This window comes from Microcoleus sp. F10-B2 (genome assembly GCF_036704965.1).
Lineage (GTDB): Bacteria > Cyanobacteriota > Cyanobacteriia > Cyanobacteriales > Microcoleaceae > Microcoleus.
Genome location: NZ_JAUBTB010000004.1, coordinates 14,394 through 29,730 on the forward strand (window position 1 = coordinate 14,394; position 15,337 = coordinate 29,730).

General features: G+C 46.4%; 16 protein-coding genes, 1 other RNA gene and 1 pseudogene. 12 read left to right on the forward strand and 6 right to left on the reverse strand.

Translation table 11 applies throughout. The annotated features are described in order from the left end of the window. Positions 1 to 1,098: 1,098 nt before the first annotated feature. The 5 genes and pseudogenes from QUA99_RS02415 to QUA99_RS02435 all read left to right on the forward strand — a co-directional run bounded on the left by QUA99_RS02415 (position 1,099) and on the right by QUA99_RS02435 (position 3,920). On the forward strand, positions 1,099 to 1,413 hold the full coding sequence (locus QUA99_RS02415; RefSeq protein ID WP_333239567.1) for an RNA-binding protein: 315 nt from the start codon (positions 1,099 to 1,101) through the stop codon (positions 1,411 to 1,413). A gap of 144 nt (positions 1,414 to 1,557) precedes the next feature. Next, positions 1,558 to 1,707 carry a hypothetical protein gene (locus tag QUA99_RS02420; RefSeq protein ID WP_333239498.1) on the forward strand — a complete coding sequence of 50 codons (150 nt, stop codon included), beginning with the start codon at positions 1,558 to 1,560 and terminating at the stop codon, positions 1,705 to 1,707. 5 nt (positions 1,708 to 1,712) lie between these two features. Continuing rightward, entirely contained in the window at positions 1,713 to 1,883 is a 171-nt protein-coding gene (locus QUA99_RS02425) for a hypothetical protein (protein ID WP_333239500.1), read from the forward strand. 446 nt (positions 1,884 to 2,329) lie between these two features. After that, positions 2,330 to 2,569: pseudogene (locus QUA99_RS02430) on the forward strand (RNA recognition motif domain-containing protein); the annotation flags it as partial. Positions 2,570 to 3,308: 739 nt separating this feature from the next. After that, positions 3,309 to 3,920 carry a hypothetical protein gene (locus QUA99_RS02435; RefSeq protein WP_333239502.1) on the forward strand — a complete coding sequence of 204 codons (612 nt, stop codon included), beginning with the start codon at positions 3,309 to 3,311 and terminating at the stop codon, positions 3,918 to 3,920. A 216-nt stretch (positions 3,921 to 4,136) separates the two neighbouring features. Here the strand turns inward: QUA99_RS02435 and egtD are convergent, their stop codons facing one another. The 3 genes from egtD to egtC all read right to left on the reverse strand — a co-directional run bounded on the left by egtD (position 4,137) and on the right by egtC (position 7,726). Further along, complete coding sequence (egtD, locus tag QUA99_RS02440) at positions 4,137 to 5,183, reverse strand: L-histidine N(alpha)-methyltransferase (RefSeq protein WP_333239504.1); 1,047 nt, start codon at positions 5,181 to 5,183, stop codon at positions 4,137 to 4,139. Positions 5,184 to 5,562: 379 nt separating this feature from the next. Continuing rightward, entirely contained in the window at positions 5,563 to 6,966 is a 1,404-nt protein-coding gene (locus tag QUA99_RS02445; protein WP_333239506.1) for an ergothioneine biosynthesis protein EgtB, read from the reverse strand. Continuing rightward, positions 6,938 to 7,726, reverse strand: coding sequence for an ergothioneine biosynthesis protein EgtC (gene egtC, locus QUA99_RS02450; RefSeq protein ID WP_333239508.1), 789 nt, complete (start codon positions 7,724 to 7,726; stop codon positions 6,938 to 6,940). Before egtC ends, QUA99_RS02445 begins: the two co-directional genes overlap by 29 nt. 161 nt (positions 7,727 to 7,887) lie before the next feature. Here egtC and QUA99_RS02455 point away from each other — a divergent pair, with 161 nt between their 5' ends. Then, on the forward strand, positions 7,888 to 8,106 hold the full coding sequence (locus tag QUA99_RS02455) for a hypothetical protein (RefSeq protein ID WP_333239510.1): 219 nt from the start codon (positions 7,888 to 7,890) through the stop codon (positions 8,104 to 8,106). Between the two features lie 154 nt (positions 8,107 to 8,260). Then, on the forward strand, positions 8,261 to 8,548 hold the full coding sequence (locus tag QUA99_RS02460) for an RNA-binding protein (RefSeq protein WP_333239512.1): 288 nt from the start codon (positions 8,261 to 8,263) through the stop codon (positions 8,546 to 8,548). A gap of 267 nt (positions 8,549 to 8,815) precedes the next feature. On the opposite strand, the gene QUA99_RS02465 is transcribed toward QUA99_RS02460, so the two are convergent. Both QUA99_RS02465 and QUA99_RS02470 read right to left on the reverse strand, forming a co-directional pair. Further along, positions 8,816 to 9,262, reverse strand: coding sequence for a hypothetical protein (locus QUA99_RS02465; RefSeq protein WP_333239514.1), 447 nt, complete (start codon positions 9,260 to 9,262; stop codon positions 8,816 to 8,818). A 467-nt stretch (positions 9,263 to 9,729) separates the two neighbouring features. Further along, positions 9,730 to 12,207 (reverse strand): putative PEP-binding protein, encoded by a 2,478-nt coding sequence (locus QUA99_RS02470; RefSeq protein ID WP_333239516.1) that lies wholly within the window; start codon positions 12,205 to 12,207, stop codon positions 9,730 to 9,732. A 51-nt stretch (positions 12,208 to 12,258) separates the two neighbouring features. On the opposite strand from QUA99_RS02470, the gene QUA99_RS02475 reads away from it, so the two are divergent. Beyond that, complete coding sequence (locus QUA99_RS02475) at positions 12,259 to 12,945, forward strand: ComF family protein (RefSeq protein WP_333239518.1); 687 nt, start codon at positions 12,259 to 12,261, stop codon at positions 12,943 to 12,945. Positions 12,946 to 13,209: 264 nt separating this feature from the next. On the opposite strand, the gene QUA99_RS02480 is transcribed toward QUA99_RS02475, so the two are convergent. Next, the gene (locus QUA99_RS02480; RefSeq protein WP_333239520.1) at positions 13,210 to 13,764 is read right to left on the reverse strand and encodes a 2'-5' RNA ligase family protein; all 555 of its coding nucleotides are present in this window, start codon (positions 13,762 to 13,764) and stop codon (positions 13,210 to 13,212) included. A gap of 120 nt (positions 13,765 to 13,884) precedes the next feature. On the opposite strand from QUA99_RS02480, the gene QUA99_RS02485 reads away from it, so the two are divergent. The 4 genes from QUA99_RS02485 (at position 13,885) to QUA99_RS02500 (ending at position 15,317) form a co-directional block, all read left to right on the forward strand. Next, positions 13,885 to 14,151 carry a YciI family protein gene (locus QUA99_RS02485; protein ID WP_015179070.1) on the forward strand — a complete coding sequence of 89 codons (267 nt, stop codon included), beginning with the start codon at positions 13,885 to 13,887 and terminating at the stop codon, positions 14,149 to 14,151. Positions 14,152 to 14,174: 23 nt separating this feature from the next. Beyond that, positions 14,175 to 14,271: signal recognition particle sRNA small type (gene ffs / locus QUA99_RS02490), an RNA gene on the forward strand. A 23-nt stretch (positions 14,272 to 14,294) separates the two neighbouring features. Continuing rightward, the gene (locus tag QUA99_RS02495; protein ID WP_333239522.1) at positions 14,295 to 14,675 is read left to right on the forward strand and encodes a phasin-related domain-containing protein; all 381 of its coding nucleotides are present in this window, start codon (positions 14,295 to 14,297) and stop codon (positions 14,673 to 14,675) included. Between the two features lie 198 nt (positions 14,676 to 14,873). Beyond that, on the forward strand, positions 14,874 to 15,317 hold the full coding sequence (locus QUA99_RS02500; RefSeq protein WP_333122939.1) for a hypothetical protein: 444 nt from the start codon (positions 14,874 to 14,876) through the stop codon (positions 15,315 to 15,317). The last annotated feature ends 20 nt before the right edge of the window (positions 15,318 to 15,337 follow it).

A 15,337-nucleotide genomic window follows, 5' to 3' on the forward strand; every position in this document is an offset into this window, starting at 1 on the left:
ATAGAGAGAGTAAATATAGAAACTACATAAAGCCTTTAACACTTAATAAAATGGAATTTTTACAGGAATAATCCTGCTTTTATTCTTTCTGAATCATGGATAAAGCCCGTTACAATTGCTGAGCTTTGGGGCTGTTAATTAAATAAACAATCCTCTTGCTGCATTCATTCAAAGCCAGACAATCTAGAAAGTATAAAAGCTGAGAGGCTGAAGGAAAAACATCAAAAAGCTACAGATCGATATATAGAACAATATTAAATGATTTTCACCCAAAACCCCGATCTATTAACCGAACGATCAAATTGATCGTGAATAATAAAATGGGCTTAAATCTGAGATACATGACAATTTTTTTCGCATTTTTGCTATTGATAAATTTGTTGAATTGTGATGTTTTTTACAATGTATTGAAATCGGCAGTTTGGACATTAGACAGATTCAAAATAAAAAATTATAAATGAAGAATTAAACGTATTTTTGATGGTGCAGTAATACCCGCAAATCAAGATAACTATTCTGGGAACATCGCTCTATATCAGATTAAGTTTGTTTTCTATATTAGAAGTATAATAATTAGCGTAGATATTGCTAATAACTCTTTTGATAATTACTTGGCAACCGCCACGATCTGGCGCTAAATCGGATTCCATGAGAGACGGGAGATGGGAGATGCGAGATTGACTCGAAACATGACTCTTGGGCTAAAAACATTTATCTCTGCTGGAACGGGCACGATGCTTGCCCAGCCAGAACAGTTCCGGATGTCAGTTATAACTGATGTCAGGCACTGTTCTCAATAAGACCCAATCAACCTGGTAACAGCGACGAAAAATTTTAACCCTCAGGTCGATCGCGCCGCAATAAACCAAGCGGATGACGCCAAAAGTGCAAGATGTCAGTTATCACGAATACTTTACTGTCGGAGATTGCCCGATCGCCCCCAAAATTGAAAATTATGACAGCCAATGGCTGATTCTGCTGGCTTCATGTTATAGTTGTTTTTCAAGAATTAAATTCGGTTGCGTAGCTTTGTTGGTATTTATTTACAAGCGTCTCTCCGAATCTAACTCTCTGCACCCTAATGATTCTGGAGATTTTATGTCGATTTACGTTGGTAATCTTTCATATGAGGTAACATCAGACGACCTCAAAGAAGTATTTGCCGAGTACGGTTCTGTAGGCCGCGTCCAAGTGCCAGTGGACCGGGAAACAGGCAGGATGCGGGGTTTTGCTTTTGTGGAAATGGCAAGCGAGGCAGAAGAAGCAGCAGCCATCGCAGCTTTAGACGGTGCTGAGTGGATGGGCCGCGACTTGAAAGTCAACAAAGCCAAACCTCGCGAAAACAACAACAAACGCCCATCGAGTGGCGGCGGCTGGGGCGGCGACAACAATCGCTCTTCACGACGCTACTAAGCTTTGAAACTGAAAATTTGAGTTTTGGTAGTTGACTGCAGGTGCGAATGCTGCTTTTTTTTTCTGCTTGTTCCATCTGCCCATCAAATAAAACTCCCAAACCTCTAAGTTAGTTTTGCCCCCTCCTTCGAGGGGGCTTTGTGTTTGGCGAAAAATCCCGCCCGGTACGCCGGCAGACCGGTTCCCAGCCTGACTCGCGATGCTGATACCCCAGCGGAGTCACTGGGTGGCGCTGTTGGGAAATATCGCAATTCAAGAGGAAAGTTCTGGCAAGGTCGATCGCGATCGGGTTAGCTTTAATGTCTGTACTTGAGGGAGCATCTCAGTTTTGCAGCCAAGCTAGAAATTGGAGTTTTGAGGCAGGAGGCAGGAGGCAGAAGGAAAGAGGCAGAAGGAAAGAGGCAGAAGGAAAGAGGCAGAAGGAAACAGGAAGAAGGAAGGAGCCAAAAGAAGTATTTTTACAAATATGAGATGCTCCTGTACTTGAGGTAAGAAAATGCGCGTAGATATTGCTAAGATATCTTTTCAGAATTATTTTTCGGCCGCCATTGCAGGACGCTAATAAGAATATTTTTTGTTCTAGCTGCCGAGCCAATACTTGCTGTCGGAGATTGCCCGACGGCATCCAAAATTGAATAGGACTAATGCCAACGGGCATCGGGACCATCGATTTGTAGGCTGCGTCCGACTTTGATTGTGAACGCATTATCAACTGTTCCCGATAGTAGGGCACCTGACTAATTGTGACACTTGCGTCCAAGACAGTTGAAATTTATGACAGCCAATGGCTGATTCTGCTGGCTTCATGTTATAGTTGTTTTTCAAGAATTAAATTCGGTTGCGTAGTTTGTTGGTGTGTATTTACAGGCGTCTCTCCGAATCTAACTCTTTGCACCCTAATAATTCTGGAGTTTTTATGTCGATTTACGTGGGTAATCTTTCATATCAGGTAATAGAAGATGACCTTAAAGAAGTATTTGCCGAGTACGGTACCGTAAGCCGCGTCCAAGTGCCAAAGGACCGGGAAACAGGCAGGGTACGGGGTTTTGCTTTCGTGGAAATGGCAAGCGAGGCAGAAGAAGAAGCAGCCATCGAAGCTCTAGACGGTGCTGAGTGGATGGGCCGCAACTTGAAAGTCAACAAAGCCAAACCTCGCTAAAACAAACACTCATCGGGCCGCTGCGGCTGGGGCGACAACAATCGCTCTTCACAACGCTACTAAGCTTTGAGACTGAAAATTTGAGTTTTGGTAGTTGGCGGCAGGTGCGAATGCTGCTTTTTTTGTCGTTTGTTCCATCGACCCGCCCAATAAAACTCCCAAACCTCTAAGGATCGCGAATTAAATAATTTACACTCTTGAAAGTGGGGTGGGCCTGAAAGCCCGCCCTTTCTGGACGGGCGGGATGGGCCCATCCCACAAGAACATCACGCATTGTAAGTTATTTAATTCTCATTCCTAAGTTAGTTTTGCCCCCTCCTTCGAGGGGGCTTTGTGTTTGGAGAAAAATCCCGCCCGGTACGCCTGCGGCCGATTTCCCAGCCTCACTTGCGATTCGGTATGCTCTTAACGGCTTTTTTGAAGAGGCTTTCGGGATTTCTGGGCTGCACTCCTGTAAACTGTCAAACTATAATTAAGCACAAAGAAAAGTTAGAATAACGGCAAAGTGGGAGCATCTCAGTTTTGCAGCCAAGCTAGAAATTGGAGTTTTGAGGCAGGAGGCAGGAGGAAGAAGGAAGAAGGAAAGAGGAAGAAGGAAGGAGCCAAAAGAAGTATTTTTACAAATATGAGATGCTCCCGGCAAAGTGATATTGCTCAAAAAACAAACAATTTTTACTGAAAATTAGCCGAAAAAACCAGCCCGACCAGTAAATCTATTGATTTTGCCTGAATAAAGATGGCCAAGGTCTACAGCACGGTGGAACTCATTAAAATCCTCGAAGAAGAGCGCCAAGCCTGCTTGCATGGGCGGCGTCTAAATTTGACTGAAACTCCTGCTACAGGCAACCCCGTGATTGACCGCTTTCTCAAATCTGAGGGAGTTCAGAAGTTCACTGCCTATCAAAATTTTAAGGCTGCCGTGCACGAATACCAGCGGGAACATCAAGTTTCTGGGATTGTCTGGCGGGAAATGGCGGTTAAAGGCAATACTCTACGCTATCCGGCAGTGGATGACGAATTAATAGCTCTACCGGTTGATTTGATTACGTTGAAGGCAGCTAAGATTGCTATGTTGGAATTCTGGCAGCAGGTAACTGCCGGGATGGATTTGTATTTAAGCATTAACAGCGGGAAGGATTTTCGATATATCCAGCAGGTTGATGTAGAGTCTCTAGCCCAGCGCACAGAATGGGCAAGTCTCTCGAAGTGGGAAAAGTTGGATTTTATGGAAATTTTGTTGCAGTTGGGCTGGGGGAAGCCGGAGGAAGCTTATTACAAGCGGGGATGGCCGGCTTCGGGCAGCGAGTACATTCACGCTGTCAAACCCGGACAGCGGCCGATTTGTTAATTGGTAATTGGGAATTGGTAATTGCTAACAGGATATGCTGAATTCAGAACCATTGACAGCACAGAAATTGAGGACACGGCAGTGCCGTGTCCCTACCCCAAAACGTCGTAGCACCGGCGAGGTATCGCCCGCCATCGCCCAATTCGATGTAACCATTGCCCAATTTTTAGGGACACGGCACTGCCGTGTCATGACTGTGGGTAATATCTGAAGAACTCATTGATTAACAGTTGAAATCTGACAAAGCATCAAGCCAAACCACTGATTTGGATCTGTCCAAACTTGCACCGGCATTAAACCGCGCTGCGAAAGTTCTTCCTTTACAGTATTGAGATTAAACTTGCGCGATATTTCGCTGCGGATAGTTTCTCCCGCTGCAAATTCAACCGTTAAATTGAGAGCGCGCAACTGCACTGTTTGCGCTTTTTTACTTTTTAAGTGCATTTCAATTTGACATTCCTCTTGATTGTAAAAAGCCCAATGCTCGAACTGTGTCAAATCAAAATTTCCCTCATATTTTCGGTTTAAATGCCGCAGCATATTCAAGTTAAATGCTGCCGTTACTCCTTGACTGTCATCGTATGCAGGCTCTAAAATATCCTTAGATTTGTCCAAGTCAATTCCCAGCAAAAAATACTCTCCCGGCTGCAATGCACCGACAATTTGCGAGAAGAATACATCGCATTCTCGAGCGTTGAGATTGCCGAGGGTACTGCCGAGAAAGCAAATCATTCGGGTTGGCAACGGCGACGGTGCAATTTTAGCTAAGGCTAATTCGTAAGTGCTGACAAGTCCGTGAATCTGGAGCGACGGATAATCTGCCAACAGTTGACAAGCGCTGCTTTCTAGGATAGTGGGACTGATGTCGATCGGCAAATAGTGCAGGGGATATTCCAGTTGACTGTAAGCATCGAGGAGAATCCGAGTTTTGGTGGAACTGCCGCTGCCGAGTTCTACAATTTCGCAGGGGCCCGTTAAATTGGCGATCGCCCCCGCGCACTCCTGCAAAATCGCCGTCTCAGTGCGTGTCAGGTAGTATTCCGGCAACTGGCAAATCAACTCGAACAGGTTTGAGCCGCGATCGTCGTAGAAATACTTTGGAGGCAGGGATTTGGGGTTTTGAGTCAACCCCCTAACTGCATCGCTGCCAGCATTGATTTCAGCAGGTGTCGGTGCTGCAGCGCTCACGAGTCGCTCTAAGTGCAGTCGCTTTTCTTTGGTTGAGCCTAAGTTTGCCGTGTCGGAAAGTCTTGGGGATTTCATAAAGTAATTTTTAGATGCACATATGGGCATAGCACGCAGTCGCGTTGCCAAAGATCGCGTTCCAGTGAGATTTTCCATGCCGATCTCGGTTCTCTATTGTCTCACCGGATGGCGATCGCATCCACAATTAAAACTTAAAATTTATCCACAATAATTATTGAATACTTAACCAAACTTGTTTTCTTTGAGCTTGTCACATGGAAAAAAGTTGAGCATTTCGCAAACAAATTTTTTCCCCAATTCCCTCTCCAGCCATTTATCTGATGTTCGTAAAATAAGCTTAATAATGCAAGTATTAAGGAATTTGTTATCGGCCAAGTCCGATGAATAAATTTTTCACTATGAACAAATTTGATAGTAATTCTAATTACCTAGCCAACTACTTAGCGCAGCGAAAACCAGCAATAATTTGCCGCACGCCCGGATAATACCAATTCCGAAAGGTCGATCGCAGTGCCTGCGGAAAAGTCGCCCAACTGCCGCCTTTCAAAACCCGGTGTTCTCCATCAAAATAAACTTGAGAATATCCCCTGTAAGGATAACTTTCAAATCCCGGATAGGCATCAAAAGTTGAACCAGTCCATTCCCAAACATTGCCCAACATATCATAGCAGCCTGCCGCACTTGCTCCTTTGCCAAAGGCATCAACTGGTGAGGTATTGGCAATATTATTGCCGTGATTGCACAGGCTGCCGTTTGGCGGTTCTTCTCCCCAAGGATAGATGCGATATGTTTGATTTGCGGCATCCCAACTCGCAGCTTTTTCCCATTCGGCTTCCGATGGCAAACGCTTGCCGATAAAGTTGCAGTAAGCTTCGGCTTCGTACCAACTGACACCGCAAACTGGATGGTTGTTGAAAGCTGGATTTTCTGACCAGTAAAGCGGTCGAGAGACGGCTTCGACTTGCAGCCATTTCCAGCCGTCCGCTGACCACCAATCAGGGTTTTGATAGCCGCCGGATTCCATGAAATCTCGGTATTGACGGCAAGTGACGGGATAGCGATCGATCGAGTATGCTTCTAAATAACACAGGTGGCGCGATCGCTCGTTATCCAAAGCCTCAGCAGCATCGCTTCCCATGTAAAATTCCCCGCCCGGAATTTCAATCGCTGAATTGGGAATCGGGCATTGGAAATCGGGCATCGGGAATTGGGCATCGGAAATTAATATTCCTTCTTCTTTCTTCCTTCTTCCCCCTTGTGGATAATTATAATTAATCCGTGTATCCGTCTCCAAATCCGTGTCGTGCCTTCCTTCTTCCCTCTGCCTTCTTCCCTCTTGTGGATAATTAATCCGTGTATCCGTGTCCAAATCCGTGTCGTGCCTTCCTTCCTTCTTCCTGTGCATTTGCAACACGAAAGCAACAGTTTCACAGTGCTGGCTTTCGTGCTGAATAATAAACCGCCACAGACGTTCTTGCTCGTCGATCGGCGCTACTTCCAAATAATCTAACACCTGTTTTCTCACGGCGTCCAGATATAATTCAACTTCAGGTAACGTCGGCAAAAAAACCCGTTGTTTTTTCGGCAAAATATCAGCAGCAAACAGTTGGTGATACTCAGGAAAGACTCGCTTCAACCCCGCACACCGCTGCAACAGCCACAAATCCTCAGTATAAGCAATGTGACCTAAGTGCCAGCCAACTGGACTGAAATCAGGATGAGCTTGACGGCAAAAAGTATCGTAGTCGATGTCTGCAAATAGCTTGAAAGTGCCGCTGCGACACTGCTGCAAATCGCGATAAATTGCCTCTCTACAAGATTGGATAGATTTCGAGATCACGCTCTACTCCGGTACTGATAATGCTCTGGACTGGGCAGGAGTGCCAATTGCCAGCAAATAAAGGTTCAGAAGCAATGATGACAGAATTCGGGAAATTTAAATCGTCCCGCAGCCAATAGAGGGAAGGAGGGGTTTTTTGGGAAGCAAAGCGAGAGGCAACGAGCTGGTGTCCGTCGCTGATAATTATATTAGCTGAAAATTCTACTTGGTGAAAGTTTGCTAGCTCTGCCAAAGTTTTCAGCGACTTTTGCAAAGCAGCTTCTAGAGTCAGATTTCCGGCTGTCAATTCATTGACAAACAAGGCGAAGATATGCTCAGAATCTGTAGTACCGTTAATTGATTGATAAAGGGTATCGCTGAGTCGATCGCGAATTGGTCTGTAAAGAGTTTGCCGAAAATTCTTCACGAAGCCGTTGTGTACAAACAGCAGGCGATCTTTCTGAAACGGCTGACAGTTGCTCAAATCTACAGCTTGTCCTGAAGTTGCACTGCGAACATATCCCATCGCGCATCCTGATTCAACGTATCGACTAATACTCGGAAGGTTAATGTCGCTCCAAATTGGCTGTACATTTTTATAGGTAAACGGGTCAGTATCTAAGTGCGGGTGATACCAACCAATACCAAAACCGTCAGCATTGAGTAGGCCAGAAGTCATTTCGCGGGGCTGGTAACTCTGCACAATTAGGGAATGTTCCGGCTTGTACAGAATAGCATCAAGTAAAATCGGCTCCCCGAGGTAGCCAAGCAAACGGCACATAAAAATTTTCCAGCAAATTGATTAGCATTGTAGGTCAATAGCGGGCAAATTAGCCGATCGCGCATCTTCAGCGCTGGAAGGTTTTTTTTAGGTCGCTGCCAGCATCGCAGTACAAACGGTACAGTTAAGGTAGAACCCCTGCAACACAAGGAGACTCTTGAATGTTTCTCGACGAACTCATCCCAATGACCAAAGAATTGATCCAACAGCCCATCGCCTTCGCGGGCGGATTTTTATCTGGCCTGCTTCGACTCAACCTTCACGAAGATCCCGTTAAAAGCTGGATCGACTCGCAAGCCGGTTCAACTTCCTACACTACTCCCCCAGCCGAACCCACCAACGGTAAAAGCACAGGGCCTCAGTCAATCTCGATCGACTAAGGAAAAGCACTAACTATTGAAGTCACTACAAAGGGTTTGTCAGTGTGGCAAACCCTTTTAGTCAGATTCGATTGCCCGGTTGCAAGCAAGATAGCACTTGACAGTAAAATGAACAGGTTATTATGTATAGCACAACAAGTTTAGTTCGATCGACATGACTATCTACATTGGAAATCTGTCTTACCGCGCCACCGAAGAAGACCTGAAAGCAGTATTTGCAGAACACGGCACAGTCAAGCGAGTTGTCTTGCCTACCGACAGGGAAACCGGTCGGATGCGCGGTTTTGCATTTGTTGAGATGATGGAGGATGCCCAAGAAGACGCTGCAATTGCCGAATTAGACGGTGCAGAGTGGATGGGACGCCCCTTGCGAGTGAACAAAGCTAAACCGAAAGAAGAGGGCTATCGAGGCGCAGGTATCAAGAGGAACGGCGAATATTAGTCCGCGATGCGGCGGTTGACATCCTCTCGGAACCCACCTGATGCGCCAGTGCGCAACCAGCACCGAATTTCTAGCAGCAGTTGATTTTGGGGATGCAATGTCAAATCCGCTGCACAAAAACATCGACCCTGAATGGGCTGCACTCGATCGTACTTTTTGAGACAGCCAAAATTGACGCACGGGAGTTTAGAAACCCGATTTCTTCCTGGATACCTCACCGCTAAAACCAAAATTTATGAGGAGAAACCGGGTCGATCGGCGTCAGCCTTAGAAAGAGTAAACTCGTCCTTTTTCATCAATATAAACTGACCGGTCTTGCCTAGTGCGGTCGTCCGATCTGGTGATGCGAATCGTCACAATATTTTTCTGCGAGTCAACGTTATAGTCGTATTTCAAACTTGTGCTTCCTCCTGTGGCATTAATCGGAATATTGGCAATGTCGCCGGTGCGATTGCTGATGCGAACAGTGATATTTTTGGAGACTCCGACGGGCAAGGATGACAAGCTGGCACCTGATTGACCGTATTCTAGGTTTAATCCTGTTTCATTTAAGAGTCTGAGGGTAATGTTGCGAGTATTGTCAACCTGCGCTTGAGGTTGCCAGAATCCGGGTTTTGTCCCGCCGTCAGTTGCAGGTTGAGACAATGCTGGGTGGGGATGCAGACAGCCGAGGGCGGCAAGTATTGCTGCGGTTGCAATAATTTTGGATTTCACTGTTTGTACCTCCGGGTCAAGTGTTAATGATATTTCTATCCTAGCTTGAAAATCAGATGTTTTTAATTTAGAACTTAGGTTCCGAAACCCGGTTGGTAGGAAAAATCAGGGCTAAGCGCGATATATAGCGTTCGGTAGAAGCAAGAATGCCTTCGACAATGAAAGCAAGACTTTCAACAATTAAGAAAGTTATAATACCAGTTTACAAAAAGAATGCAACTGTAGACCGGTGTTCTAAACCCTGGCTGCCATCAGTCTTTTCCAATTCTTCAATTATTTACTCTAAAATCTCAAATAGTATAACCGTCTGAGCAGTTGCTATAAATGAGAAACCTGGTTGGTGTCATTGTGAATAGTCTTGGTCGCACTGGTGTCTATCAGCCCGGTTTCCGATCGGGTTGCTGCTTGCCAAAGGTATGATTTAGAGTAGCAACCGGGTTTCTGAGGTAAAGTGCGTCCGGGAGTGGTTAATGGTTAATTATCGATCGAGCGAGTTCTAGAAGCAGGCGCTGTTCGGCGCGGGCGATCGCCCTGCAAGTTTGTTCTACGGCATCGACATTGACAGAAATAGACGAAATCCCCCACCGCACGAAGGATTCAACTGTCTCGGGATACAATGCTGGAGCATCGCCGCAGATAGAGCAAGGAATGCCGGCGGCCCGGGCCTCAAGGATTAATTGTTCGATCGCCCTCATCACTGCCCGATCGCGCCCGTTAAAAGCACCTGCTACCTGTTCGGAGTTGCGGTGAATGCCTAACAGCAATTGAGTTAAATCGTTGGTGCCGATGGAAATTCCTTGAACTCCTGCTTTTACGTAATCTGGCAATAAAAATAACACGGAAGGAACTTCCGCCATAATCCACAGTTGAAACTCCGCAGGTCGCTTTTTCCAAATTGTTTCTAAGCGCTGGCGGCAGTAGACAAACTCGTCAACAGAGCGCACGAAAGGCAAAATTAAATTGACATTTGTGTGGCCAGACTCGCAGACTTTTTGAAGTACGCACAGTTCCCAATCAAATAACTCCGGTTCAAAGGTATAACTGAAACTGCCGTGGGCACCTGATTCGCGCAAATCGAGAGCTCGATAAAATAGCGGTCGCGGCGAAACGGCAGCAGCAAATAAACTGAGGCAATCCGCCATGCGCGAGACAAATTCCGATTCGCGGCCCTCTTGCAGCCAAACTTTGGGGTTTTGAGAGTCCAACGCTTCCAATGCCATTAATTCCGATCGCACCAATCCGATGCCGTCTATTGGCAGATTTTTGAGGCGGTCGATAGAACTCGTTTGGCTGACATTAACTAGCAGTTGAGTCGCCGTTGGGGGGTACCAAACATATTCGCCAGACTCAGGCCGTCGAGATTTAGGCCCGCGATTGGACGATCGATCTGAGCTTGAAAATTGGTGGTTGGCTATTGACATTTTTGCTGCTGTACTGTATATATCTGCATTTGTCGATCTGTCCCCAAGTCTGCTACTGTCTCCTGTCTCGATCGCATCCTGTTGGGCGGTGGCAAAAACTTCTCCGCTATCGCCGTCTACCAACACCGAATCGCCCGAGGCGATCGCCCGAGTAGCCCCGGCAACTCCCACCACAGCCGGAATCCCCAATTCTCTCGCTAAAATGGCACCGTGGCCTGTCATGCCTCCTTGTTCGGCAACTACCCCAGCAGCAACTTTCAGCCAAGGCAACCAATTCGGCTCGATTGTCCGGGCTACCAAAATGCCTCCGGCTAAAAATTCCGCGTTTTCTGGGTGCGAATTAGTCATCACTTGGGCAATTGCTTCAACTTTTCCTGATGCGGCAGCCAAACCTCTGAGGATCGCAGGAGTCCTGGCTGGGGCGATCGGCTTTTCCCATACCGATGCGACTTTTTCCCCTTTCAAAAGACGAACTTGAGTAAAATAAAACTGCGCTTCACTGCTGTTTGCTATCTGGTTGATCGTCCACTTCAAGATTAAATCAGAGTCAAATTCTGCGATCGCTTTTTTACTCAATTCAATGATTTTTTGCAGTTGCGATGCCTCTAAAACGTATTCAGTTTGTGCTTCCTCTCCCAGCGCTAAAACTTCCACGCAACTTTCAGGAAAATCAGGAATTAGAAATGGATAATTGGGAATTTTGACAGCAGCAAAATTCCCTGTCTGCGGTTTTTTTTTCGCTTGTCCGTCGCCGACTTTGAGATTGTAGGCTAATGTTTTGTAACCGAGCCGCTGGAATTTAACTGCGCCTGTTTCCGGCTGTACTTGATAGTAATCGGGGATGGTTTCTCCCCTAGCGAGGGACAATCCCAAACCGCAGGTGGCTTGGATTTCCCACGCTGCACCCGCTTTAGTTTTCACCTCGCCTGCGGCGATGGCTCCTTGAAGCGGCTGCACCAAAACTGCGGGATTGATTTGCTGTATCCTCAGGCCGCAGCGCTGCCAGTAAAATAGACTTCGGGCTCTGAACAGTTCTGCCCAAGCTCGTTTGAGTCCGGCCCCAATAGCTTCTGGTTCTGCCCGTACTGCGTGAGCTTGCAGGATTCCGATTGTTTTCGGGTTCCATGAAGTCAGGGAAGGGCGAAAAATTAAGGCTTTGGAGTTTGAGTTTGAGTTTAGTTGACAAACAGCAGACTCTAGGGTGGAGAGCAGTGAATCTGGCAGTTTGCCGGCGAGGATTTGGTGGCGGATGCTGCGGGCGATCGATTGCAGTTGTCTGGGTTCATCGACATTCAAATGCAGGGAAGAGTGGGGCCAGTCAGCAAACAGCGGTTCTAGCCAGTCGATCGACTCTAAAAACTGCCAAAATGTTTTAGCCGGCACGACAAAACCCGGTACAACGGGATGATTTTTCTGGAGCAAACAGCTCAAGTAAAATGCTTTTTCTCCCACTGCATCTCGGTCTGAAGGTTGAATTTTGTCTAGCCAGTAGAGGTTTTTCACGCTGCGATCCTGTTCTTGCAAACTGATTGAATTTGATAGTTTTTCCCATTAATCACTTACCACAATTTTAGGATGAACAAGCGACAATGGACCGGATTACTCAAATCTTTTCTCAATTTATTTCTTAAGTCTAACTGTCCTCTTTGTCAGCGACCAGCCGCCAGAGAGTTTTGTCCCTACTGCCACAAGCAACTTCAGGGATTTCAGTTAGCCGATCCCGGTCGATTTTGGCATTCAGAGCAGCCTGTTTTTGTGTGGGGTGAGTACGGCGGGGCTCTGAAACGGGCGATCGCAGCTTTGAAATATGACGGCAATCCGCAATTAGCCAAACCTCTCGGCGGCTGGCTGGCCGAAGCTTGGTTGAGTTTTCCCGAATTAGCTATAGATAATTTAACAGTTGTACCGATTCCCATGCACCAAGAAAAGCTCAAGGAGCGCGGTTTTAACCAGGCGGAACTTTTGGCTGAAAGTTTTTGCGAGCTGACTGGTTTGCCTTTGCAGCGCCACGGTTTGGCTCGGGTGAAAAATACTCAGCCTTTATTCGCTCTGACAGCACAGCAGCGGCAAGCGGAAATGGAAAATGCTTTAATTTTGGGGAAAGATTTTCGCCGCCGGCTCCCGCGCGATCGAGTGCTGTTAGTTGATGATATTTACACTAGCGGTACTACGGTTAAGTCGGCAACTAAAATATTGAAACAGTCGGGAATTTCGGTTTACGGAACTGTGGCACTTGCAACTCCTAATAAGATTAATCGGTAAGCTGTGACTGCCTTTATTAAACAGATTTGTAGTGAGGACTAAAGTCATCAGGTTTGTGGAGGCACTTGCGACCTCAGAAACCCGGTTTCTACGAATATTTCTCGTTCCTAGACGCAAAACTCGTAGAAACCGGGTTTCTCGCCCCCCGCGAGTCAGCCCTGAAACTGTCCGAAGTGTTGATTAATGATGCTTTGCTAACAATATTTTTTGCGTAAAACGAACCGCGAAGACGCTATTGACGCGAAGAAAGAGAAGGGAGAGAGTTTAGACGGAAAGTGGAAATTGGTTGCTGATGTTCCACCGGCTGCCGTCGTGAAGCAGTAAAGTTAACGCGGAAGCGGTAAACTCAAAGTGGAGCGATCGCCCTGCAAATTCCAACCAAGCCGTTTGAAAATTCTCCTTAGTTAAATCGCGAAAGGCTACTGTCATGTGCGGTACAAATGGGCGACTTTGAGAAACTCGATCGACAATTCCCAAATTTGCCTCCATATAACTCATCAAATCTTTGTGAATCTCCAGCAATTCGGGTGATTTGACAACATCAACGTAAATGACGCGGGGCGCGAAAGCAGCAAAACCGGATAGAGTAACCGGAATTGACAGCCGATTTGCCGAAAACTCCTTCAAACTTTGCTCTAATGTTGGAACATCCTGCGCTAACGAGTGAAAAGGAGGTTGCAGCGTGATGTGCGGCGGCGAATTCAAAGCACCGCGGCTGTTGTAGTGTTCCGCAAAATACTGTTGAATCTCAGTAATGTGCTGTTCAATATCGGGAGGCGGCACTAGGGCAATAAAAAATCGCTGTTTTGACTGGTTCATCGGATAACATCGCAGTTAAGAAAGGATGGTGCAAAATGGAATATAGAGCATTTGCTCTAGATCCCATTGGTGATCGCCCATTCCCAATCTAAAATATAAAATCTAACATCCAAAATAAAAATGCCTTGGTTTGTCAAAATTGAGCAAGGAATTGTCGAAAAGCCTGTCTTTGACCAATACGTGCCAGCTCACAGAGCTTATGTCCGAGAGTTGATTTCTAAAGGACACCGAGCGAAAACTGGCTACTGGGCGCGGCGCGGCGGCGGTATGTTGCTGTTTGAGGCGGGTTCGATGGATGAGGCGAAGGCGATCGTCGCTGAAGACCCGCTGGTGAAGAACGGTTGCGTTATTTATGAAATTTATCACTGGTGTGTGGTTGAAGAATAAATAACTGTGTTATACTCATAAATGAACTGGACCCACGCGATTCCAACGCCCAAATCTTGTCAGGACCGGAAGGTAGCAGCAACACGGGATGCTTGTAATAGGCGTGGTCTCCGGTTCACCCAGTTTTATGAGGTGTAGCTCCTATGCCTGGTTTCGGAGATATTTTACAAAAAGCAGTTTACCTTGGTGTCGGGCTAGCTTCCTACGCTGGTGAAAAAGCTGGCAGCAAGTTAACTGAATTACGCACTGAAGCCCAAAAGCTGGCAGACGAATTGGTGAAGCGGGGCGAGATGTCCACGGAAGAAGCTCGTCGCTTTGTCGATGACATGGTGCAACAGGCTCAGCAGCAGCCTCCCGTAGAATCGGCCCGGGAGCAAAAACCGGCTGAACCTCGGCGGATTGAAATTATTTCTGAGGAAGAAGATGTCTCGGCAAAAGATGCTAAAGAGACAGGCGGCGTAGACAAGCTCCGCGAACAAGTGCAGAATTTACAAGAGGAATTGCGGCGTCTGAAGCGGGATTAAGCAGGAAAAAACTCGCTCAGCAAAGCAGGAAGGGAACTCAGGATAATACTCTTGAGTTCCCTTTTTGAAGATCTGTCTTGTTAAACTTGACCGGATATCCGGCAATAGGTAATAGAATTGAAAGTAGGTGCGATCGCTTCGCATGAGGCTGGCTCCACCTGTCTGTAAAATATTTTGTAATAGCAAGCTCTCAAATTCATGGAAGATTGGTCTAAAGATTTTTTTGGAGTAATGGAAAATGCTGTTTCTGAAGTAGAGCATTTTTTCAGCGAAATGGGCGAAGAGTTTGTCGAAATGCTGGACGTTTTGGCAAAAATGTCGGAAGAGTTTACTGAACAAGTACAAAATAATCTGATTAATGACATTGACGGTTATTTCAATGAATTTGACGGTTTATTTAATGAATTTATCGAACCGATAATTGAAATTTGCCGCGACTTCGACCCGGAGTTTGATGAGATAGATTTGTCGATGGTGACTTATGTAGACCCTTCGCCGACGCAGCAGCCGGCTTGTCGCGGTTGTCGCAACTATCACGGTCAAGTTTACGGGGGAAATTTGTTGGTTTGTGCGATGCACCCTACTGGTGTGGAATCGGAGAGTTGTGCCGATTGGGAAACTGACAGCGATATGAATTTTTAAGAGTTTTTGAGGGTTTAATG

Bases quoted from the DNA above. Each gene is read 5' to 3' on its own strand.
- egtD (WP_333239504.1), bottom strand. From the start codon at position 5,183: ATGAAATCCCCAAGACTTTCCGACACGGCAAACTTAGGCTCAACCAAA.
- QUA99_RS02485 (WP_015179070.1), top strand. From the start codon at position 13,885: ATGCCTTGGTTTGTCAAAATTGAGCAAGGAATTGTCGAAAAGCCTGTC.
- QUA99_RS02455 (WP_333239510.1), top strand. From the start codon at position 7,888: ATGTTTCTCGACGAACTCATCCCAATGACCAAAGAATTGATCCAACAG.
- QUA99_RS02495 (WP_333239522.1), top strand. From the start codon at position 14,295: ATGCCTGGTTTCGGAGATATTTTACAAAAAGCAGTTTACCTTGGTGTC.
- QUA99_RS02500 (WP_333122939.1), top strand. From the start codon at position 14,874: ATGGAAGATTGGTCTAAAGATTTTTTTGGAGTAATGGAAAATGCTGTT.
- QUA99_RS02425 (WP_333239500.1), top strand. From the start codon at position 1,713: ATGTCTGTACTTGAGGGAGCATCTCAGTTTTGCAGCCAAGCTAGAAAT.
- QUA99_RS02475 (WP_333239518.1), top strand. From the start codon at position 12,259: ATGAACAAGCGACAATGGACCGGATTACTCAAATCTTTTCTCAATTTA.
- QUA99_RS02480 (WP_333239520.1), bottom strand. From the start codon at position 13,764: ATGAACCAGTCAAAACAGCGATTTTTTATTGCCCTAGTGCCGCCTCCC.
- egtC (WP_333239508.1), bottom strand. From the start codon at position 7,726: ATGTGCCGTTTGCTTGGCTACCTCGGGGAGCCGATTTTACTTGATGCT.
- QUA99_RS02435 (WP_333239502.1), top strand. From the start codon at position 3,309: ATGGCCAAGGTCTACAGCACGGTGGAACTCATTAAAATCCTCGAAGAA.
- QUA99_RS02460 (WP_333239512.1), top strand. From the start codon at position 8,261: ATGACTATCTACATTGGAAATCTGTCTTACCGCGCCACCGAAGAAGAC.
- QUA99_RS02415 (WP_333239567.1), top strand. From the start codon at position 1,099: ATGTCGATTTACGTTGGTAATCTTTCATATGAGGTAACATCAGACGAC.